Raw genomic sequence first — 19387 nt, forward strand, 5'->3', positions numbered from 1 at the left:
CGACCTCAGCACCTCTAAGCGCGAACGTCTGGTGTGATGCGGGCGTTCGTAGGGCATCTCGCTGTTACATCGCGGTGACAAAGCACCCGCCACGGTGGCGTCAACCGGTTACACAGAGCAGGAAATATTTCCGGCCTTCTGGGAGAGTGGTCAGCGTCCCAGAGGCTGCGTGGGCGTGTCGTCGGTTGGCTGTTAGCGCGGCGACTGGAACGCTCCACGTCTCGCAAGCGGGATAGCGAAGTCTCGTGAAGGCAGGGTCAGCTGCGTTCTCCGTTCTGTATCGGCGGCGACTGGGAGAGATGGTTACCATGCACGTAGGGCGTCCGGAAGTTGGCAGGACATGGACGCGGGGCGGCCCGCGTGCAGGCGCTTGGCTGAGCGGTGTAATAACCACGCAGCGCCGCCTCGCAGCGATCCTGGCTTGCGACGTGGTCGGCTATTCGCGCCTGACGGAGCGCGACGAGCGCGGCACGCTCGAGCGGCTGAAGATCTACCGGAAGAACCTCCTCGAACCGCTGGTCTCCGAGCACCAGGGTCGGATCGTCAAGCTCACCGGCGACGGCATGCTGTGCGAGTTCGCGAGCGTCGTTTACGCAGTGACCTCGGCGATGGCGATCCAGCAGGCCCTGGCAGAACACGAGGCGGAGACGCCCGAGGAAGAGCGGATTCGCTTCCGCATCGGCGTCAATCTCGGCGACGTGGTCTGCGAGGAGGACGGCGACCTCTACGGCGACGGGGTCAACATCGCCGCCCGCCTCGAAAGCATCGCCGATCCCGGCACCGTGGTCGTCTCGGGCACCGCCTACGACCACCTTCAGGGCAAGCTCGACTGCGGCTTCACGCCGCTCGGCGACCTGCGCCTCAAGAACATCGAGCGGCCTGTGCGCGCCTACCGCGTCGAGACCGACGCCAGCGCCTCGGTGGCTGCACTGCCTTCCCTGCCCGAGAAGCCCTCGATCGCGGTTCTGCCTTTCACCAACATGAGCGGCGACCCCGACCAGGAATACTTCGCCGACGGGCTGGTGGAGGACATCATCACGGGATTGAGCCGGGTGAACTCCTTTTTCGTGATCGCCCGCAACTCGTCCTTCACCTACAAGGGCCGGGCGGTGGACCTGCGCCAGGTCGGGCGCGAGCTGGGCGTCCGCTACGTGCTCGAAGGCAGCATCCGCAGAGCAGGATCGCGGGTCCGCATCAGTGGGCAGTTGGTGGACGCGATCAGCGGACACCATGTCTGGGCCGACCGCTTCGAGGGCGACGTGAGCGACATCTTCGACCTGCAGGACAAGGTGACCGAGAGCGTCGTCGGCGCCGTCGAGCCGAGCATCCGGCTGCAGGAGATCAAGCAGGCGCGCATGAAGCCGACTGACTACATCAGCGCCTACGACCTCTACCTTCGCGCGCTGCCGCGCTTCTACAGCATGACGCGCGAAGGCTTTGCCGACGTGCGCCGGCTCACCAACGAGGCGCTCAGCATCGACCCCAGCTTCAACTTGGCGAAGGCACTCGGCGCCTATATCCGCAGCCTATCCGTGAGCCAGTGCTGGCACGAGCCCGACGATACCCGGGTCGCCGCGCGCATGGCGCGCGAGGTACTGGCGGAAGCGCGCGACGACCCCACGAGCCTACGCTTCGCCGCGCAGGTGATCGCCTACAGCGCGAAGGACTACGAGATGGCGCTGGGCACGATCGAACGATCCCTGCTGCTCAACCCCAATTCGGCGCAGGGCCATACGGGCAGCGGCTGGGTGAACGCACATTCCAGCCGCCCGCTCGTCGCGATCGAGCACTTTCACCGGGCAATGCGGCTGAGCCCGGTCGACCCCGAGAAGGGCATCGCGCTCTCCGGCATCGGGATGAGCTACCTGATGCTCGAGCGCTACGAAGAAGCGCTGGCATGGGGAGAACGCGCGCTGCACGAGATGCCGAACTACGGCTCCTCGCACCGGGTGGTGATCATGGCGCTGGTCAAACTCAACCGGCTGGACGAGGCGCAGGCGGCGGCGCGGCGGCTGATGGAGGCGTTCCCGACCTACACGCTCACCCTGCAGAGACAGATCAACCCGTGGCGGGACAAGGTGTTCGCCGAGAGTTACGTCGAGGCGCTGGGCATCTCCGGCGTGCCGGAGTGATCGTCGCGGTTGGAAAGATGCCCCCTCCTGCGCGTCACGTCCGGCCAGGCGACGTCCCTTGATCCCGCGTCGCTTCTGGAAGGATAGTTCTCTGGCCGGCTGCCCGAGGACTGAGCGCTCCGATTGGCGCGCCGAAGAGATTCGAACTCCTGATCCCCAGATTCGTAGTTACCAATGTCAATATAGTCGTTTTAAATCAATTGTTTAGTCAAAACATTGTTTTCCCAGAAGCCTTGGAAACTAAGATCTCGGATCGCCTATAGAGTGGAGGCTGCGTCTCGCGCACGGTTCGGTTCGCGCGATCGATCCAGCTGTTGCCGATTGAGCAGCATGGAATCGCCGAATTCATGCGCGCGGTATCGGTGCGCGGCGAAGGCTGCGGAGGCCTTGGCGAGCCGAGCATCATCGGCAAAGGCGCGCAGGAGCTCGAAATGGCTTTCGCCCGGCTGGTGGACGCCTGTGAGAATCGCATCGACCACGCGAAGCGGCGTGTCCCGCGAGATGCGGCCCGTCGCAATGCCATTTCCTGCACGCACGCTGCCATCGGGATTGGCGGCCGCCTCAAGCGCGCGCACTACGCTCGTGCCGGCCGCGATGATGCGGCTGCCGCGCTGCTTCGCCTGCGCGACCTGCGCCGCGGTGTGCTCGGGGATGCGGTATGGCTCGTCGAAGGGAAGGCGCGAGTCGAGCGCGTGATCCCCGGTGGAGGAAATGCCCGCGGCATGCGTGAGTGTTGCGAAGCCGACATCATGCCGCCGCCAGCTTTGAAGCGTGCGCCAGTCGAGCGCAAAGCCTGCCGATGGCGCCTCGAACGCGACCGGCCGGGCGGCAATCTTCGTCCAGACATCCCTAAGTGCCAACGGCTCAGGAACATGCGCGTATTGGATCGGCCGGCCGTGCTGCGCCAGTCCTGCAAGCACAGCTGCGCGGTTGCCCAAGAAGCGCAGCTCGAGAAGGCGGGGATGGTCGAGAAGGCGCTCCACAACGGCTTCAAGCGGGCCGAGCCGGAGGCGATTGCCCGGTGACAGTGGAGGCGCAGGCAGCCGATCTTCGGTGCGCGTGCGGTGATCGCCCGCGCCGAAGGCAATCGCCACGAAGTGCGTTGGATCGGCAAGTGACAGCCAGCCCGCCAGGCGGATCTCGATCGCTTCACTGCTGGGGACATGGGTGCCGTGCAAGCTGGCAGGCAAGGTCGCGGCGTCATTGGCGACGACCAGGTCGCCGGGCTCGAACAGCTTCGCGAGGTCAGCGCGCGGCAGGTCGGCCATCGCGCCGTCCGCCATGACCACCAACAGCCTGGCGGAGCGCCGATCCGGACGGTCGGCGGCAATCATCCACGTGCCCCGGCGCGAAGTGCTGCGCCGGCCGGCAACGCGTCAAGCAGCTTTTCGATGATCTCGGCAGCTGCCAGATCGGGGTGCTTCAAGGTGGCCGGGTCGGCGTCAGGAAGCGCCAGCGCGTGCAGCGGGGTGTCCATATCGCCGGGGTCGAGCGCGAGGAACCTTATGCCGTCGTCTTTCGCCTCCTCGTCCCAGATCGCCGTCAGATGGGCAAGAGCGGCCTTGCTCGCACCATACGCACCCCAGCCGGGATAGGCGTTCACCGCCGCGTCGCTGGAGATGTTGATCACCAGCGCGCCACGGCCCTCGCGCGCCGACGTTGCAAGCGCACCGAACAGCGCTTTGGTCAGCCGAAACGCGCCGACGAGATTGACCGCAAGCGCTTTTTCCAGATCCTCGCACTCGGTGTCGGCGAGCAGCGCAAGAGGCACCGGCCCGAGGCTCGATGCATTGTTGATAAGGACGTCGAGCCCGCCGAGGCTGGCGGTGACCTGCAACGCGATCGGGTAGATGTCGTGCTTTTTGCCGAGGTCGCCAACAATGCCGTGTGCGCCCGTCTCGTCAGCGATGCGCTCGACGTCCGCGGCAGTGCGTGCGACGAAGGTGACGCTCGCACCCTGCGCGGCGAACTGCCGCACAAGCGCCAGTCCGAGGCCGGACGTGCCACCCGTGACCGCTACGCGAAGTCCGTGGAAATCCATGTTCGTCAGCATTGCCGATGCTCCTTCCAACCGTGCAAGCCAATGCTACAAGCTCAAGTTAACTTGAGGTCAAGCATTCATTGCGTGGATCGATGCGTGATCTTTCCTTCTCCCCTTTGGGAGAAGGTGGATCGGCGCGTAGCGCCGAGACGGAAGAGGGGTGCTGGACGGAGTGCGTCGGTGCCAAGCTGGAACACCCCTCATCGGACCTCGCTTCGCGAGGCTACCTTCTCCCACAAGGGGAGAAGGAAGAGCGCATGTGCAGCCGCGATCGGTGCCGAGTCGGCAGCGTGCCCCATAGGATTTCGGAGCAGCGAGACCTTGCCATGCGCGAGGAGCCGGGTGCCGCCAGCGTTCAGCTACGGTATTGTTCGTCGCTGACTTTCTCCAGCCATTCGACCGGCTTGCCATCAAGGGATTCCTGGATAGCGAGATGCGTCATCGCCGTCGTCGCAGACGCGCCGTGCCAATGCTTCACGCCAGGCGGAATCCAGACGACGTCACCTGGCCGGATTTCTTCGACTGGCGCGCCTTCGCGCTGGACCCGGCCGAGACCGGCCGTGACGATCAGCGTCTGGCCGAGTGGGTGCGTGTGCCAGGCGGTGCGGGCGCCAGGCTCGAACGTGACGCTGGCGCCACCAACGCGCGCCGGCTCGGGCGCCTGGAAGAGCGGATCGATGCGCACGGTCCCGGAAAAGTAATCGGCCGGCCCGGGGCCGGACGGCTGTGATCCAACTCGCGTGATCTTCATTGTCTCATTCCTTCCTTGGACAGAAGCTGCGCCAACCTGGCCTGCTGAAGCCACGGCAGCGAAAGCACTCGTCGCGGCAAGGACGTCTCTGCGGGTGATGATCATGTCTCAAGCCCCTTCGTTTTCGACGAGGTGGATCAGAGCAGCTTGTCCGGCGTGATCGGCAGTTCGCGGACGCGCTTTCCGGTAGCGTGGAAAATGGCATTGGCGATCGCTGGCGCGACGCCGACCAGCGCGATCTCGCCGAGGCCCTTCACGCCGAGCGGGTTCACGTGCGGGTCGTGCTCATCGACGAAGATCACGTCCATGACAGGCGGCGCGTCGGCGTGCACCGGCACAGCGTATTCGGCGAGATTGGCATTGGTGACGCGCCCGTTGCGGGGGTCGACAATCGAGTGCTCCATGAGCGCCATGCCGATGCCGCCGATCATCCCGCCGATGCACTGGCTGCGCGCGATCTTCGGGTTGACGACGCGGCCGGCGCCATAGGCGCCGACCATGCGCCGCACGCGCGTCTCGCCGAGATCGGGATCGACGGCCACCTCCACGAACACGGCGCCAAAGGCGTGCATGGAAAACCGCTTCGTCTCATCTCCGGGAGCGACGTCGGCGATTGCCTCGATGACTTGGCCGAGACGCTCCATGGCCTCTTCAAGATCGTTGGAGCCGGCGCGTGCCAGGGCGTCGTCGCGCGCCTTGCGGCAGGCCGCCTGCACCGCACTGCCGACGCTCGCCATGGTCATGGAACCGCCGTGGATAGGCGCGCGCGGCAGGCGGGTGTCGCCAAGCGTGAACTTGACCCGCTCGATCGGCAGGCCCAGCGTGTCCGCCGCGACCTGCGTCATCGATGTCCATGTGCCGGGTCCCATGTCGCTCGCTGCGCTCATCACTTCGGCAGTGCCGTCCGGCAAGAGCCGGGCCATGGCCGAGGCGGGTGCATAGTTCATCGGATAGGTGGCGCTGGCCATGCCCCAGCCAATCAGCGAGCGCCCGTCGCGCATGGAGCGCGGCGCGGCGTTCCTTTGTGCCCACCCGAAACGCTCGGCGGCGGCCCGGTAGCACTCTTTCGTCGATCGGCTCGAGAACGGGAGATCCCTAAATTCGTCCCGGTCCGGCTCGTTGCGCAACCGCAGTTCGACGGGATCCATGTTCAGCGCGACCGCCAACTCGTCCATGGCCGATTCGAGGGCATACATGCCGCTCGCCTCACCGGGCGCGCGCATGTAGGTCGGTGTGTGGACGTTCATCGGCGCGATGCGATGGCGCGTGTGGACGTTCGGGCAGGAGTGCAGGAACCGGGTCGCGCTGAGCAGCGCCTCGGTGAACTCCTCGTAGGTCGAGGTCTCCTGGTGGCCCTCGTGCCGGATGGCCTGGAGCTGACCGTCACGGGAGGCGCCAAGCGCGGCCCGCTGCACCGTGTGAGGACGGTAGCCGACGCCGTAATACATTTCGCGCCGCGACAGCACCAGCTTGACTGGCCGTCCGGCTACACGGGCGCCCAGCGCGGCGAGCGTGACATGCGGCCAGCAGCGCAGCGCCGAACCAAATGCGCCCCCGACGAAGGGCGAGATGACACGCACGTTCTCGGCAGCGATGCCGAACACGGCGGCGATCTCCTCGGCAACGTTGTGCACCCATTGTGTCTTGTCCCACAGGGTCAGGCTGTCGCCCTGCCATGAGGCAATGGTGGCGAACATCTCTATCGGATTGTGGTTCTCGCGCGGGATCACATAGGTCTGGTCGACCCGGAATTCCGCTTGTTCGAAGGCGCTGTCGGGTTCGCCTCGCCGTATCTCCCACTCCGCCGGTTTCCCGGTAGGCGGAACTGGATCGACGCTTTCCATGTCGGTGGCCGCCGCTTCGTGCCGGTAGGTAACCCGCACGACCTCCGCCGCGTAAACCGCCTGTTCAAGCGTCTCGGCGACCACCAGCGCGATCGGCTGGCCCTGGTGAGTCACCCGGTCGTCCTGCAGCACATGCAGACGCTCGCCAACGGCTGCGTCGGGGAGGCCCTTATGCGGCTGGTAGGCGAGCCTGGGCGCGTTGCTGTGCGTCACAACCGCGATTACGCCGGGCGCCCGTTCTGCCTCCGCCGTGTCGACGGATGCAATGCGGCCGTTCGCGACAATGCTCCTGACGACGGCGGCATGGGCGAGGTTGGGTACCTCAAACTCGGCGGCATAGGTCGCGGCGCCGGTAACTTTCAGGCGGCCATCGACGCGGCTGACGGATTTTCCGATCAAGGCAGCGGTCATGCGCGTGCTCCCGCGATTTCGACCGCACGCACGATGGCGCGCTGCATGAGTTCGATCTTGAAACCGTTGTCGCCGCGACCCCGTGTGCCGTCTGCTGCGAGCGCCGCCGCCTGGCGGAGCACCGCTGGCTCGAAGTCGGCGCCGACGAGCGCGGTCTCGACGTTCGGCAGGCGCCAGGGTTTCGTTCCAACGCCGCCGAGCGCTACGCGGGCCTGCCGGATGCGAGCGCCGTCCGTCTCGATTGCGACTGCGGCCGAGACCACGGCGAACTCGAAGGAGGCGCGATCGCGTACCTTGAGATAGTGAGACCGCAGTCCTGCCGCCCTGGTCGGGACCGTGATCGCGGTGATCACTTCGCCCGGTTTCAGGACGGTTTCGAGGTGCGGCGTATCGCGGGGAAGGCGATGAAGATCGGAGAGCGGCACGGAACGGTCACCGCCAGCTCCTCGGAGCTCGACCGACGCATCGAGCGCCACCAGGGCAACTGCGAGGTCCGACGGGTGAACGGCGATACAGTCGTCGCTCGTGCCGAGCACTGCGTGCCAGCGGTTTTCGCCGTCCAGGGCGGCGCAACCGGAGCCAGGCACGCGCTTGTTGCATGCCTCGTAGCCGACATCGCGAAAGTAGGGACAGCGTGTGCGCTGAAGCAGATTGCCGCCCATGGTCGCTTGGTTGCGGACCTGCGGGCTCGCCGAATTCAGCAGCGCCTGGGATATCAGAGGGAACTGCTCGACCACAGCTTGATGGGCGGCCACCTCCGCCATCGTAGCGGCGGCGCCAAGCCTCAGGCCTTGCGGACCGATCTCGATGCCGTCGTCGAGAACTCCCGCGAGGCTCACAAGCCGATCCGGTCGGCGGACATACTCCTGCAGAAGCTGCACCATGTCGGTGCCGCCGGCGATGTATTCGACCGGCGCATCATTGCGGCCGGCTTGGGCGCCGAAGCTGAGTGCGGCAGAGAGATCCCGCGGACGTTCGAGCACAAAGGGATGCATGGCTCAGCCCTCCTGCTTCGAACTGGACACGGCAGCCGCGTCCTGGATGGCCGCGACGATATGGTCGTAGGCGCCGCAACGGCACAGATTGCCGCTCATCCATTCGCGGATCTCCTGCGGCGACCCGGCATGGCCTTCGCTGATGCAGGCGACGCCGGCCATGATCTGCCCCGACGTGCAATAGCCGCACTGGAAGGCATCGCGCTCGATGAAGGACGCCTGCAACGGGTGGAGCTCATCGCCCTGCGCCAATCCTTCGATGGTTTTGATGTCGCGGCCCTGAGCGAGCGCCGCGAGCGAGAGGCACGCCTTCACGCGCATGCCATCCATCAACACCGTGCAGGCGCCGCATTGGCCGAGGCCGCAGCCTTTCTTCGAACCCGTCAGATGCAGGTGCTCGCGCAGCGCATCCAGCAGCGTCGTGCGCGGGTCGAGCGAAAGCCGGTGCTCCGTCCCGTTGATGCGCAGCGACACATCGAGCGGCGCCGTCGCGGCACCGGCAGCCTGTGCCAGCGCCGGAGATATAGCTCCGGGCACGAATTGTTCTCCTAAAAGAGCACCGCCAGTCACAGCAGCCGCTTGCATGAGCTCCCGGCGCGTTATGTCCGAACTGGCTGTCGAAGTTCTTTGGCTATCAGACATGTCGATTGTCGCTTTCGTGATGATCCGCCAAATTCGCGGCCCAAGATATGGATGGCCCCCGGCCCGAAGACACGCTGGGTGCGTGTGCGACGCTAAAAGCTTAGGGCGCTTGAGGCGCCTTGATTAGCGCCCGCTCCCCGATAGGACCTATCGGTCGGGGCCATGAATGGCAGCGGCGCGAATGAACTACCGCCGGTTCTTCCTTCATCGTGTTTGCCCAGCCGGGTTCGCGCCGCCGTTCGGGAAATTTGCGGGGGCTATCGGCAATCGCGATCGATTGAGTGTGTGCAGTTCGCTCGATTAGTCCGTATAATCCGCCCAAACTTATGGAGCGGAGCCATAAATGCAGCGCGGACGAACCGATATGCTTCTGGCCTTTCTGGCGGTTGCGCGGGAGGGCAGCTTCACGCGCGCCGCTGCGCAGCTCGGAATTTCGCAGTCCACGCTCAGCCACACGGTCCGCGATCTGGAAGAGCGCCTGGGCATTCGGCTGCTGACGAGAACGACCCGCAGCGTTTCGCCTACAGAGGCCGGCGAGCGGCTGCTGCGCAATATCGGCCCGCGCTTTGAGGAGATCGAGGCCGAGGTCGAGGCGTTGAGCGAATTGCGGGAGAAGCCCGCCGGCACCATTCGCCTCACGGCAAGCGATCACGCGTTCAACGTCGTCATCTGGCCGAAGCTGGCGAAGCTCCTGCCGGACTATCCCGACGTCACCGTCGAGGTCTTCCTCGACAACGCACTGACGGATATTGCTGCCGAACGGTTCGACGCGGGCGTGCGAATGGGAGAGCGTGTTGCAAAAGACATGATCGCGGTGCGCGTCGGACCGGACATCCGCTTCGCCGTCGTCGGGACGAAGTCGTATTTCGCCAGGCGGCCGCCGCCAACGACGCCGCAGGAGCTGACCGACCACGTTTGCATCAACCAGCGCTTTTCCATCAACGGCGGGCTTTGGGCCTGGGATTTTGAGCGCGATGGTCGCGAGCTGAAGGTGCGGGTGGACGGTCAGATTGTCCTCAATGGCACCCTCGAGATTCTGGAGGCGGCGCTGGCTGGTTTCGGCCTCGCCTATGTGCCGGAGGATGTCGCGGAGCGTCATCTGGAAAGCGGCCGCCTGATGCGGGTGCTGGATGAGTGGTCACCGCCCTGGCCGGGATATCACCTCTACTATCCCAGCCGTCGCCAAGCGTCGCCGGCTTTCGCCCTGCTCGTCGATACGCTCCGCTTCTCCGGTTGAGGCAATGCTGTGCGATGACAACCCGATGTTATGCTCACGTGGCGGGACGCTGTGGCAGCTTCGGCAAGGCGGCAGATTTGCCGCTCTCAGAGTTACTGCAGGACAGGGCTGAGAGCCCCGTCCCGCAGGCGCGATGATTTCGGGTCAGCCGGGGCAAGCGGGTGCGGCATTTGCGTGCATCGGAAACTGTTCGCGACATTGCAGGGGCTTCTCTGCAGGACGAGGATGGCGAGGGCCGGCAAACGGATCGATCCCGACGCTCACCGAAATGCTCGCCATCCCGGCCCGGATCAGCCTTCGCTCGGCACCGGCGTGTTGAGCAGCTGCTGCTCCCACAGGTACGCCATGCCGCTGCCGGCCATGTGATCCTTGAGGAGCTCGATCAATGCAGGCAGGGTTTCGGCCCTCGTGTAGTCGCGCTGCCATTCGCACGCGAGCGCCATCCACGTCATCATATTGCAGCCGGCCGCGATCATGCGCTGGATCGCCACCTCATGGGCTTCAACCGACACGCCGCCGCAGGCGTCCGTGATGACCGTGACGTCCCATCCTTCGCCGGCAGCCTGAATCGCCGGCATCGCGACGCAGATCTCCGTGAACAGACCGGCGATGATCAACTGCTTGCGGCCGGTCTTCTTGACCGCGTCGACGACCTTCTGGTCTTCCCAGGTGTTGATAAGCATCCGGTCGATCACCTCCTGGCCAGGGAAGACGTCGGTGATCTGCGGAAAGATGAGCCCCCCTCGGTCAGCGAGCACGCTCGTGAGGATGGTCGGTACGCTAAATGCCTTGGCAGCCTTCGCCAGACCCGTAGCATTGTTGACCGCCATATGCGGGTCGTGGCTGTTCAGGTTCGTGAGCTGGTAAGGCTGGTGGTCGATCAGAACGAGTACCGAGTCTTCGGGACGAAGAAGCGAATCGAGGCCGTTACGGGGGGTCATCAAGACTTCCTTTCTCTGCCGTTGTGGACGGCAATGGGTTCACGGGGAGACATGCGCCGGCGGGCGACGTTGCCTTGCCGCAATTTGCTGTTCCTTTGGGTGATGCGGTAGTGCCATACTCAGCCAAGCTGTGTCGCGAAATGAGGAACGTCGAATGGACATCGAAGACCTACAGACATTCGTCGCAGTGGCCGATGCAAGGGGCGTATCGGCCGCAGCGCGCCGGCTCGGCGTCTCCAAATCGATCGTCAGTCGGCGACTTTTCCGGATAGAAGCAGAGCTTGGCGTCCAGCTGCTTGCACGAACGACCCGCGGCGCCGCGCTCACCGAAGCGGGAACCACTTTCAGGGATCATGCGGCCCGAGCCAGCGCCGAGATCGACACGGCCAGGGAAACGATTCTCCCGACCGGTGAGCTGCGCGGCCGCCTGAGGGTTGCCATGCCGCTTACTTTCGGCGCGACCCACTTCGCCCCCGTGCTCGCGGAAATGGCGCGTCTGCACCCGAAACTTCACATCCATACTTCCTACAGCGATCGCTTCGTCGATCTCATCGCAGAGGGTTTCGATTGCGCTATCCGGGGCGCCTACCTTCACGACTCCAACCTGGTCGCGAAGCGCGTCGGGCCGATCCATGGAAAGCTTGTCGCGAGCCCGGATTACATCAAAGCGCACGGGTCACCCGAGTCTCCGGACGAACTCGTCACCCATCAGGCCCTCATGCAGGGAACAGAAGCCTGGCAGTTCATGGATGGCGACAAGATTGTTACGGTCCAGCCGCAGGGCAGGTTCAAGGCTGATAGCGCCACGGCACTCGCTGCCGCGGCGGCAGCAGGTCTCGGCATCGCCTGGCTCCCTGATTGCATCACGCATGAATATGTGGCCTCCGGCGCGCTGGTCCCGATCATGACACGCTATCCGGTACCTCCGGGGGCCGCATATGTCGTCCGCCCGCCGGGTCAGCATCCCACGCGGAAAGTGCGGGTGCTCACCGAGTTGCTGATCGAGTATTTCAAACAGAACCCGGATCTTTGGGGAGTTGATCGTTAGAACGCGAACGGTTCAAAGCATTGTCAAGGAACCGTGTTCGACGGTCGCTCTACTGCGAGCCGCTGAGCTCGACGACATTGCCCGCACGTTCCACTTGCTGCGACACAGCTTGACGTATCATAGGACTAGTTGGGCAGACGGTCGCTCGCCAGTTTAGGCATTTGTCGGGCCGAAAGCGCTCTTCCCGCTCGCGGTTCGGATTAGTCGAAATCGGGCATTCGTATCGGCAACGGCGAGGCTTTCTGGACGGCCTAAGTGAGGATGACGCGCATGAGTTGGAACCCAGCAATCGAACCGGCGGACCGCGCTATATCTGGTGGAACTCGTCGCCTCCTCGAAGGACCGCATCGAAGAACCGAAGGCCGAATGGCGCGCCGAGGACTGGGGCAAGGGACGTTTCGATCTCCCGATCGATGACCGAGATGAGCACATTCCCGTACCGGACTGACCGCGTTAAGAAGGAGGTCGCCTGGGTGCACGGACCCCGGCGGTTCAGACGAGATGACGCGTCGCGTGCCGGGTATGTTTCTGAATGGAGAAAGCACAATGAGCAACAAGTGGCCCCACCTGGATTACCTCGGCTGGCGCGAGACGTGTTCGGCCCTGCATCTCTATTTGCAGATCGCCGGGAAATATCGCCTTGCTCATACTCCGTGGCTCAACCATTCCTGGAACGCGACCTTCTATGTCACGCCGCTCGGCCTGACCTCCTCGCCGATCCCCGACGGGCCAGGCATTGAGATCCTCTTCGACCTTCGGGACCATATGGTTGTCGGCACATGCGGCAATGGTCGCAAGGCATCGTTTGCGCTCGGGCCATCCACAGTCGCGGCGTTCCACGCCAATTTCGTGCAGTTGATTTCCGAACTTGGAGGCACGCCGACCTTTAACGGCAATCCGAACGAGGTGCCCAACCCCGTGCCGTTCACCGAAGATCATCGCGACCGGCCCTATGACCGGGAAGCAGTTCAGCGCTTCCATCACGCATCGGTAGCGGTCGACAGGGTATTCAATCGGTTCCGGACCTCCTTTCTTGGCAAGTCCAGTCCCGTTCACCTGTTCTGGGGCAGTTTTGACCTGGCCGTCACCCGCTTTTCAGGGCGGCGCGCGCCTCTCCATCCCGGCGGCATTCCTTCATTGCCCAACGATGTGGCACAGGAAGCCTACGACCGCGAGGTCTCCTCAGCCGGTTTCTGGCCCGGCGGTGGCGGCATCGATTACCCCGCGTTCTATGCCTACGCCTATCCGGCGCCGAGTGGCTTCCGGGGCGCCTCGGTCCGGCCCGAGGGCGCGTTCTGGCATGAGGGCCTATCGGAATTCATCCTGCCGTACGATGCCGTTCAGTCGGCTGCAAATCCCGACGCGGCGCTTATGGAGTTTCTCGTCTCGACCTACGACGCTGCGGCCGATCTCGGAAGATGGGACCGCGACCTGCTGGACTGCATGCCGGGGCGGCGGGGTCAGCCGCGGCCGCATGACGCCGAGCAGCCGGGCCCTGCCTCTCCCTTGACCGTCGAAAAGGTCGAGCGGGAGGATACCGCATCGAAGGGACGCTACCGGATCCTCGTAGACGGCGTCGAAGCTGAGATGACCTATAGCCGGGCCGGCGAAGGGTTGATCATCATCGACCATACCGACGTTCCAGCGGCGTTGCGTGGCCGCAAGGTCGGCGAGCGACTGGTACGCCAGGCGGTCGAGGATGCCCGGCGCGAAGGGGTCGCCATCATTCCGCTTTGTCCGTTCGCAAAAGCGCAGATCGACCGTCATCTCGAATGGCAGGACGTGCTGCGTCGGTCATAGGCTGCGCGTAACTCCCCTCCACCCGCCAAACGGACCGGCTCCGACCGACTCCTAACCCGTAAGCGGCGGACGTAGTTCGGGCGGCGATTGGCGGCAATTTTCGGTGTTGACGTCGTGGAATGCCCAAATTGGCGCGCCGGAGAGAATGGAACTGGGCACCCTATTACACTGAGGTCGCTCTGTAAAAACTTTCAGGCGGATTCAGGAGCCTTGGCCTTTGCGAGGTCCTGCAGGAACTCTTCCATCAGCGGCCTGTCACCGAACCGGCGGTAAGCGCGCTCTGCTTCCAGCGAGAATGCCGGATGCGCCTCGACCAGCCTTGCCATCGTCTGCTGGGCTGCCTCGACCTCGCCGCCCGCGCTCTGCAAAGCGGCCTGAATCAGAAGGCAGTTTGCATCGCGCGGCGCCCGGATCAGGCATTCTTCTATGATGGCGGAAGCCTCGTCGCGGCGGTCAGCCGCGTAGAGCGCCTGCCCGTGCACATAGGCGTAGTACTCGGGCGCCATAGGATGAAGGCGGCGGGCCCGCTCTGCGTTGGCGACGGCATCATCATATTGCCCGAAGCGAACCTGCGCCTTTGCAAGCGCCATCATGCTGTCGGGGTCGTTAGGGTTGAGCTCCACAGCGCGCCGTGCGGCCTGCAAGCCGCCTGAATAGTCGCCCTGCAGGGCAAGCCCGAAGCTGATGACCTGATAGCCAAGGCCAAGATTGGGGTCGAGACGGACCGCCTGCCGAGCTTCGCTAAGCCCAAGATGGAGTTCCGGCGCGTTTTCCCGGCCGTCACCGCTCTGCGCCACGCTGGCGATAAAGGTCAGCGCGAGGCCTGCGCGGGCGGCCGCATAGGACGGGTCCATTTCAAGGGCGCGCTGGTAGAGGCCCCGCGCCTCCAGAATGTCCTGCAGGTCATCGCCGCCGTGCCGGTAGCGGTTGCGGGCCTGCAGCACGAGGTCATAGGCCTGCAGATTGTCGGTCGGGCGTTCCGCTGCCGCCGCCGCCTCGCTCCTGCCGATATAGGGCGCGATCTGCGCGACGATTTCAGTGGTCAGCTCGCTCTGGACGGTGAACACGTCGGCGACCTGGCGGTCAAAACTGCGCGACCACAGATGCGCGCCTGTCTTTACATCGATCAGCTGCGCCGACACGCGAAGCTGGTCGCCTTCACGGCGGGCGCTGCCTTCAACCACATAATCGACGCCGAGCTTCGCCCCGAGCTTGCGCACGTCCGTACCCTGCCCGTGCACGGCGTAGGTGGAATCGCGCGCGATGACCTGCAGCTCTGAATTGCGGGCAAGGGCTGTCGTCACATCCTCGGCCAGTCCGTCCGCGAAATACGATTGCTCGCCGCTGCCGCTCATCGCCGCAAAAGGCATGACCGCCACTGACGGCCGGGGGTCGGCGCGGCTCTGGTCCATCGACAAGACCCCCGGGATGCGGCTGACCATGGCTGCCAGGGGGAGTGGCTGGATTTGGGTGCCGATGAGGATGAGGGCTATGGCGGCTACGCCATAAGACCAGCGGGCGGCGGTGCTGCGCAGCACCTGCGGCACGTGCCGCGATGGCGACCACCGAGAGCCCGCGCGCCTTACGCGGTAGACGTTGAGAAGTTCGGGAATGTTCTTGGCCCGCCTGCGGCCGATGCGGACGAACCTGTCCGCGCTTTTGCGGTCGGCCGCCATCACCACGGCGCCGCTGACGAATATCTGCCCCGGATCGCACATCGCCTCAAGACGGGCGGCCACATTGACGCCGTCGCCGTATACGTCGCCCTCATCTTCGATGACATCGCCAAGATTGATGCCGATGCGCAGCTCGAACGGGCCCTTGTCGAAGCCCTCCTGTATGGCCAGCGCCGCATCGACCGCTTCGTTGACGCTGGGAAACATGGCGAGAAAGCCGTCTCCCGCCGTCTTGACGATGCGCCCGCCATGGCGGGCAGTGGTCGGGTCAATGAGCTCATCAAAAACAGCGCGCAGCTTCGCGTAGGTGGAAGCCTCGTTTTCAGCCATCAGCAGGCTGTAGCCGACGATATCGGCGGCCATGATTGCCGCGAGCTTGCGTTCCATCAGCATTATTCCTGAGCGGCGGCCATTGCAGGGACTACTACGCCTGACACTTAAGACGACGCACGCTTCAAGATTAGACCCATAATCCCGAATAGGCTTATCATACAGCTCACAAATGCGTGACCATTGTGGCCTATACCGTTCTGACCTTCGTCGGCCATCATCCGCTTCGCGCGGAGCCGTCCCAGCATCCGAAGCGGCGTTGGGCATGCTGGTCGGTGTGATTGTTGCGCCTACGCTTGTCGGGCTCCGGGTAGGGAAGGGACGCTATTCGCGGCAGTGTCGCCACCGCGAATAACTCCTGCGCTTACGGTATTGCAGGCCGCGAGACCGGATTGGGTCTGATGCTTGCGGATGTGGCCGTCAGGCCCGACGCCCGAACAGGTCGGCGTATCGCTGCAGGTAGAGCGGCCAGCCTTGATCGGCGGCGACACCATCGCGCACGCTTTCCCAGCCGGCGCCGTGGCGCTCCAGTTTGCGATGCTCGAGATCCAGGCGGGTCCGATTAGCCGTCTCGGCAGTGAAGCGGACTTCCCACTCGCTGGCCTTGTTCGGATCAGTCTCCAACCGCCATTGCGGGCTGATGTCCCAACTGAGCAGCACACGGTGCGGCGGCTCATAAGCCAGCACGCGCGCCCAGCGGCACTCGCTGCCGTCGACGCCGCGATCATAAATATGGCCGCCGACGCGCGGCTCGAACACGGTCTCGGCAATCGGCACGGCGAGCAGACTGTGCTCCCTGGGCTTGAACTTGCCAAAATCCTCCGTGAAGACCTCGAAGGCGCGCTCGATCGGCGCCTCGACCACGATCGAGTGCCTTACCAAGGTGTCTGCTGCTTGCGTGTTCATTTTTCACTCCTTTCGCGGTTGTTCGACAGCTTGCTTGAAGGCAGCGAGCGTCTTCATCCAGAACCGGTCGAGCTCTGTGCGAAGCGCCGCCAGCCCGTCGGGTTCGACGCGGTAGATGCGGTGCTTGCCGTCCGGCGTGGCAGCCACGAGCCCTGCCTCTTTCAACACCTTCAGATGCTGCGAGACCGCCGACCGGGTCACCGGCAGGGCACGCGCCAACTCGGTAACCGAACGCGGATGCTCGACCAAGAGTTCGAAGATCGTGCGCCTGGTGGGGTCGCCCAGGGCGGTCCAGCTGTTGTTCACGTTAGTCACTACTAACGCGTTAGCACGGACTAACGTGATGTGTCAACCTTGCAACGGCCAAAAGGACCCAGCGAATGAGGGGCGGGTGACTGACTTTGAAGTTGAAGTCGATCAAGCCTCGACAGCTAAGCCCGCGTCACGCCACTCGGGCAGGCCATCTTCCATGCGGCGTGCGCGGAAGCCGTGCTCACGCAGCAATGCGACCGCCTCGAATGACATCACGCACCACGGTCCGCGGCAGTACGCGACGATCTCGGGCTTCGCCTCGAGGTCGGACAACCGCTGTTCCAGTTGGTCGAGGGGGACGTTGATCGCGCCGGGCAGATGTCCGAGCGCAAACTCATCGGGCGGTCGGACGTCGATGACTGTAACGAGCCCGTCTTTCATTCGCGCGGCCAGCTCTTCCCGGGACACGGGCTCCATATCGTCGCGCCGGTCGAAATAGCCCCTCACGATGCGTTCGACCTCGGCCGAATGCCGCTCGGCAACGACGCGAATGGAGGCGAAGGCGGCAAGTACGCTTTCATCCGCGAGCCGGTAGTTGACGAACTTGCCATCGCGCTCTGACGTCACGAGTCCGGCGCGGCGCATCGCCTGGAGATGCTGCGAGACATTCGCCACCGGACGCGCAAGCTTGGCGGCCAAGGCTTCCACGCTGCGCGGACCCTGCGCGAGTTGCTCGATCAGTTCCAGCCTCTGCGGATTGCCCAGAGCCTTCGCGACAACCGCGAACTGCTGGTAAAGTGCCTGCTTCGGATTGCGGATTGACATCAGGGTAGCAGCCACGCTAGTTCATTCAACATAATTATTGAATGATGCGTATCACACGGCCCCCGAGGAGACAAGTCCGTGGCCGAGAAGCCCCTTCAATCGCTTAGCAGCCTTGGCTCCGGCTCTGACGGCTCCCGAACGGGATTGATGTAGTGATGGCCGCACGCACCCGAGCCATCAATGCCGGTGCCGCATGACAACGATCGCGGCGCCAGCAGTGAGCCTCGGTCTCAAGGCCAACTGGCGGCAGTTCGCGCTGCTTGTGCTTATCAATGCATTCGTCGGCGGCATGGTCGGCATCGAACGCACCGTCGCGCCGTTGATCGGCTCAGAGGAATTCGGGCTCGCCTCGACCACGCTGGTCGTCTCCTTCATCGTCAGCTTCGGCGTCGTCAAGGCGCTGGCCAACCTTGTCTCCGGACAGCTCGCCGACAAATGGGGGCGCAAGCGCGTGCTGGTTATCGGCTGGCTGTTCGGCCTGCCGGTGCCCTTCATGATCATTTGGGCGCCAGACTGGAACTGGGTCATCGCCGCCAACGCGCTGCTTGGCATCAGCCAGGGCTTCGCCTGGTCGATGACCGTCATCATGAAGGTCGACCTTGTCGGCCCGAAGGGGCGTGGCCTCGCCGTAGGGCTCAACGAGTTTGCCGGTTACCTCGCAGTCGGGATCACCGCCTTTCTCACCGGCTATCTCGCCAGTCGCTACGGTCTGCGACCAATCCCGATCTATCTCGGCGTCGGCTACGCAGTGCTGGGCACGGTGCTCTCGATCCTGCTCGTGCGCGACACGCGCGATCATGTGCGTGCGGAACTGGCGAACCATCCGCGCGAGGCCTCACCCCTTTCCTTCCGCGAGGTCTTTGCGTTGACCTCCTTTCGGGATCGCAACCTCTTTGCCGCTTCGCAGGCCGGGCTGGTGAACAACCTCAATGACGGCATGAGCTGGGGCATCTTTCCGCTCTTCTTCGCAGCCGGCGGGCTCGGTGTGGAGCGCATCGGCATTCTGAAGGCCGTCTATCCCGTCACCTGGGGCGTGCTGCAGGTCGTGACGGGACCGCTCAGCGACCGATGGGGCCGCAAGGGCCTGATCGTCGCCGGCATGTGGGTGCAGGCGTCGGCGCTCTTTCTCACGGCGCTGACCTCGAATTTCGGCTGGTGGCTGGTGGCGAGCCTCCTGCTTGGTCTGGGCACGGCGATGGTCTATCCGAGCCTGATCGCCGCGGTGTCGGATGCGTCGCATCCTTCATGGCGCGCCCGCTCGCTCAGCGTCTACCGCTTCTGGCGCGATCTCGGCTACGCGATCGGTGCGCTGTCGGCGGGACTGATCGCCGACTTCTTCGGCCTGGCGTGGGCGATTGCCTCGATCGCCGCCCTCACTTTCCTGTCCGGTACCGTGGTCGCTTTCATGATGCGCGAAGGTCATGCCGGACGAAGCAGTTGAACGTCGCCTCGGATGCGTCCGCCTCCGCCGCGACAGCGTCGGGTTCCTGAAGTGCCACTCGCGCGAAATCACACAAAAAGCAACCGGCCGTTCAAAACCGTTTCAAAAACCGATT

16 protein-coding genes and 1 pseudogene are annotated in these 19387 nt (G+C 64.3%); 6 read left to right on the forward strand and 11 right to left on the reverse strand.

Annotation, left to right across the window (positions count from 1 at the left end; all coding sequences use genetic code 11):
* Positions 1 to 308 precede the first annotated feature (308 nt).
* Positions 309 to 2132, forward strand: coding sequence for an adenylate/guanylate cyclase domain-containing protein (locus AC0L2V_RS19855; RefSeq protein WP_473520981.1), 1824 nt, complete (start codon positions 309 to 311; stop codon positions 2130 to 2132).
* Between the two features lie 257 nt (positions 2133 to 2389).
* Here AC0L2V_RS19855 and AC0L2V_RS19860 read toward each other — a convergent pair whose 3' ends face one another.
* The 6 genes from AC0L2V_RS19860 to AC0L2V_RS19885 all read right to left on the reverse strand — a co-directional run bounded on the left by AC0L2V_RS19860 (position 2390) and on the right by AC0L2V_RS19885 (position 8816).
* Positions 2390 to 3466 (reverse strand): S-adenosylmethionine:tRNA ribosyltransferase-isomerase, encoded by a 1077-nt coding sequence (locus AC0L2V_RS19860; RefSeq protein ID WP_473520969.1) that lies wholly within the window; start codon positions 3464 to 3466, stop codon positions 2390 to 2392.
* Complete coding sequence (locus tag AC0L2V_RS19865; RefSeq protein ID WP_473507900.1) at positions 3463 to 4185, reverse strand: SDR family NAD(P)-dependent oxidoreductase; 723 nt, start codon at positions 4183 to 4185, stop codon at positions 3463 to 3465. Before AC0L2V_RS19865 ends, AC0L2V_RS19860 begins: the two co-directional genes overlap by 4 nt.
* Before the next feature lie 343 nt (positions 4186 to 4528).
* Entirely contained in the window at positions 4529 to 4924 is a 396-nt protein-coding gene (locus AC0L2V_RS19870; protein ID WP_473507901.1) for a (R)-mandelonitrile lyase, read from the reverse strand.
* Between the two features lie 137 nt (positions 4925 to 5061).
* Complete coding sequence (locus AC0L2V_RS19875; RefSeq protein WP_473520970.1) at positions 5062 to 7179, reverse strand: xanthine dehydrogenase family protein molybdopterin-binding subunit; 2118 nt, start codon at positions 7177 to 7179, stop codon at positions 5062 to 5064.
* Complete coding sequence (locus tag AC0L2V_RS19880) at positions 7176 to 8174, reverse strand: FAD binding domain-containing protein (RefSeq protein WP_473520971.1); 999 nt, start codon at positions 8172 to 8174, stop codon at positions 7176 to 7178. The genes AC0L2V_RS19875 and AC0L2V_RS19880 overlap by 4 nt, the downstream gene beginning before the upstream one ends.
* 3 nt (positions 8175 to 8177) lie before the next feature.
* Positions 8178 to 8816: a (2Fe-2S)-binding protein gene (locus AC0L2V_RS19885; protein ID WP_473507904.1), complete on the reverse strand. Its 639-nt coding sequence runs from the start codon at positions 8814 to 8816 to the stop codon at positions 8178 to 8180.
* 343 nt (positions 8817 to 9159) lie between these two features.
* On the opposite strand from AC0L2V_RS19885, the gene AC0L2V_RS19890 reads away from it, so the two are divergent.
* The gene (locus tag AC0L2V_RS19890; RefSeq protein ID WP_473507905.1) at positions 9160 to 10053 is read left to right on the forward strand and encodes a LysR family transcriptional regulator; all 894 of its coding nucleotides are present in this window, start codon (positions 9160 to 9162) and stop codon (positions 10051 to 10053) included.
* 290 nt (positions 10054 to 10343) lie between these two features.
* On the opposite strand, the gene AC0L2V_RS19895 is transcribed toward AC0L2V_RS19890, so the two are convergent.
* Positions 10344 to 10994, reverse strand: a complete 651-nt coding sequence (locus tag AC0L2V_RS19895) for a hydrolase (RefSeq protein WP_236378018.1) — start codon at positions 10992 to 10994, stop codon at positions 10344 to 10346.
* A 154-nt stretch (positions 10995 to 11148) separates the two neighbouring features.
* On the opposite strand from AC0L2V_RS19895, the gene AC0L2V_RS19900 reads away from it, so the two are divergent.
* The 3 genes and pseudogenes from AC0L2V_RS19900 (at position 11149) to AC0L2V_RS19910 (ending at position 13842) form a co-directional block, all read left to right on the forward strand.
* Positions 11149 to 12042 carry a LysR family transcriptional regulator gene (locus AC0L2V_RS19900; RefSeq protein ID WP_473507906.1) on the forward strand — a complete coding sequence of 298 codons (894 nt, stop codon included), beginning with the start codon at positions 11149 to 11151 and terminating at the stop codon, positions 12040 to 12042.
* Between the two features lie 299 nt (positions 12043 to 12341).
* Positions 12342 to 12490: pseudogene (locus AC0L2V_RS19905) on the forward strand (pirin family protein); the annotation flags it as partial.
* A 98-nt stretch (positions 12491 to 12588) separates the two neighbouring features.
* Positions 12589 to 13842 (forward strand): DUF5996 family protein, encoded by a 1254-nt coding sequence (locus AC0L2V_RS19910; RefSeq protein WP_473507907.1) that lies wholly within the window; start codon positions 12589 to 12591, stop codon positions 13840 to 13842.
* 191 nt (positions 13843 to 14033) lie between these two features.
* Here AC0L2V_RS19910 and AC0L2V_RS19915 read toward each other — a convergent pair whose 3' ends face one another.
* The 4 genes from AC0L2V_RS19915 to AC0L2V_RS19930 all read right to left on the reverse strand — a co-directional run bounded on the left by AC0L2V_RS19915 (position 14034) and on the right by AC0L2V_RS19930 (position 17831).
* The gene (locus tag AC0L2V_RS19915) at positions 14034 to 15905 is read right to left on the reverse strand and encodes an adenylate/guanylate cyclase domain-containing protein (protein WP_473507908.1); all 1872 of its coding nucleotides are present in this window, start codon (positions 15903 to 15905) and stop codon (positions 14034 to 14036) included.
* 363 nt (positions 15906 to 16268) lie between these two features.
* Positions 16269 to 16754: an SRPBCC family protein gene (locus tag AC0L2V_RS19920; protein ID WP_473507909.1), complete on the reverse strand. Its 486-nt coding sequence runs from the start codon at positions 16752 to 16754 to the stop codon at positions 16269 to 16271.
* Between the two features lie 3 nt (positions 16755 to 16757).
* The gene (locus tag AC0L2V_RS19925) at positions 16758 to 17069 is read right to left on the reverse strand and encodes an ArsR/SmtB family transcription factor (protein WP_473507910.1); all 312 of its coding nucleotides are present in this window, start codon (positions 17067 to 17069) and stop codon (positions 16758 to 16760) included.
* Between the two features lie 102 nt (positions 17070 to 17171).
* Complete coding sequence (locus AC0L2V_RS19930; protein WP_473520982.1) at positions 17172 to 17831, reverse strand: ArsR/SmtB family transcription factor; 660 nt, start codon at positions 17829 to 17831, stop codon at positions 17172 to 17174.
* Positions 17832 to 18024: 193 nt separating this feature from the next.
* Here AC0L2V_RS19930 and AC0L2V_RS19935 point away from each other — a divergent pair, with 193 nt between their 5' ends.
* Positions 18025 to 19272 (forward strand): MFS transporter, encoded by a 1248-nt coding sequence (locus AC0L2V_RS19935; RefSeq protein ID WP_473507911.1) that lies wholly within the window; start codon positions 18025 to 18027, stop codon positions 19270 to 19272.
* Positions 19273 to 19387 lie beyond the last annotated feature (115 nt).

The sequence above is a fragment of the Mesorhizobium sp. WSM4814 genome, assembly GCF_055811595.1.

Bases quoted from the DNA above. Each gene is read 5' to 3' on its own strand.
- AC0L2V_RS19855 (WP_473520981.1), top strand. From the start codon at position 309: ATGCACGTAGGGCGTCCGGAAGTTGGCAGGACATGGACGCGGGGCGGC.
- AC0L2V_RS19860 (WP_473520969.1), bottom strand. From the start codon at position 3,466: ATGATTGCCGCCGACCGTCCGGATCGGCGCTCCGCCAGGCTGTTGGTG.
- AC0L2V_RS19865 (WP_473507900.1), bottom strand. From the start codon at position 4,185: ATGCTGACGAACATGGATTTCCACGGACTTCGCGTAGCGGTCACGGGT.
- AC0L2V_RS19870 (WP_473507901.1), bottom strand. From the start codon at position 4,924: ATGAAGATCACGCGAGTTGGATCACAGCCGTCCGGCCCCGGGCCGGCC.
- AC0L2V_RS19875 (WP_473520970.1), bottom strand. From the start codon at position 7,179: ATGACCGCTGCCTTGATCGGAAAATCCGTCAGCCGCGTCGATGGCCGC.
- AC0L2V_RS19880 (WP_473520971.1), bottom strand. From the start codon at position 8,174: ATGCATCCCTTTGTGCTCGAACGTCCGCGGGATCTCTCTGCCGCACTC.
- AC0L2V_RS19885 (WP_473507904.1), bottom strand. From the start codon at position 8,816: ATGTCTGATAGCCAAAGAACTTCGACAGCCAGTTCGGACATAACGCGC.
- AC0L2V_RS19890 (WP_473507905.1), top strand. From the start codon at position 9,160: ATGCAGCGCGGACGAACCGATATGCTTCTGGCCTTTCTGGCGGTTGCG.
- AC0L2V_RS19895 (WP_236378018.1), bottom strand. From the start codon at position 10,994: ATGACCCCCCGTAACGGCCTCGATTCGCTTCTTCGTCCCGAAGACTCG.
- AC0L2V_RS19900 (WP_473507906.1), top strand. From the start codon at position 11,149: ATGGACATCGAAGACCTACAGACATTCGTCGCAGTGGCCGATGCAAGG.
- AC0L2V_RS19910 (WP_473507907.1), top strand. From the start codon at position 12,589: ATGAGCAACAAGTGGCCCCACCTGGATTACCTCGGCTGGCGCGAGACG.
- AC0L2V_RS19915 (WP_473507908.1), bottom strand. From the start codon at position 15,905: ATGGAACGCAAGCTCGCGGCAATCATGGCCGCCGATATCGTCGGCTAC.
- AC0L2V_RS19920 (WP_473507909.1), bottom strand. From the start codon at position 16,754: ATGAACACGCAAGCAGCAGACACCTTGGTAAGGCACTCGATCGTGGTC.
- AC0L2V_RS19930 (WP_473520982.1), bottom strand. From the start codon at position 17,831: ATGTCAATCCGCAATCCGAAGCAGGCACTTTACCAGCAGTTCGCGGTT.
- AC0L2V_RS19935 (WP_473507911.1), top strand. From the start codon at position 18,025: ATGACAACGATCGCGGCGCCAGCAGTGAGCCTCGGTCTCAAGGCCAAC.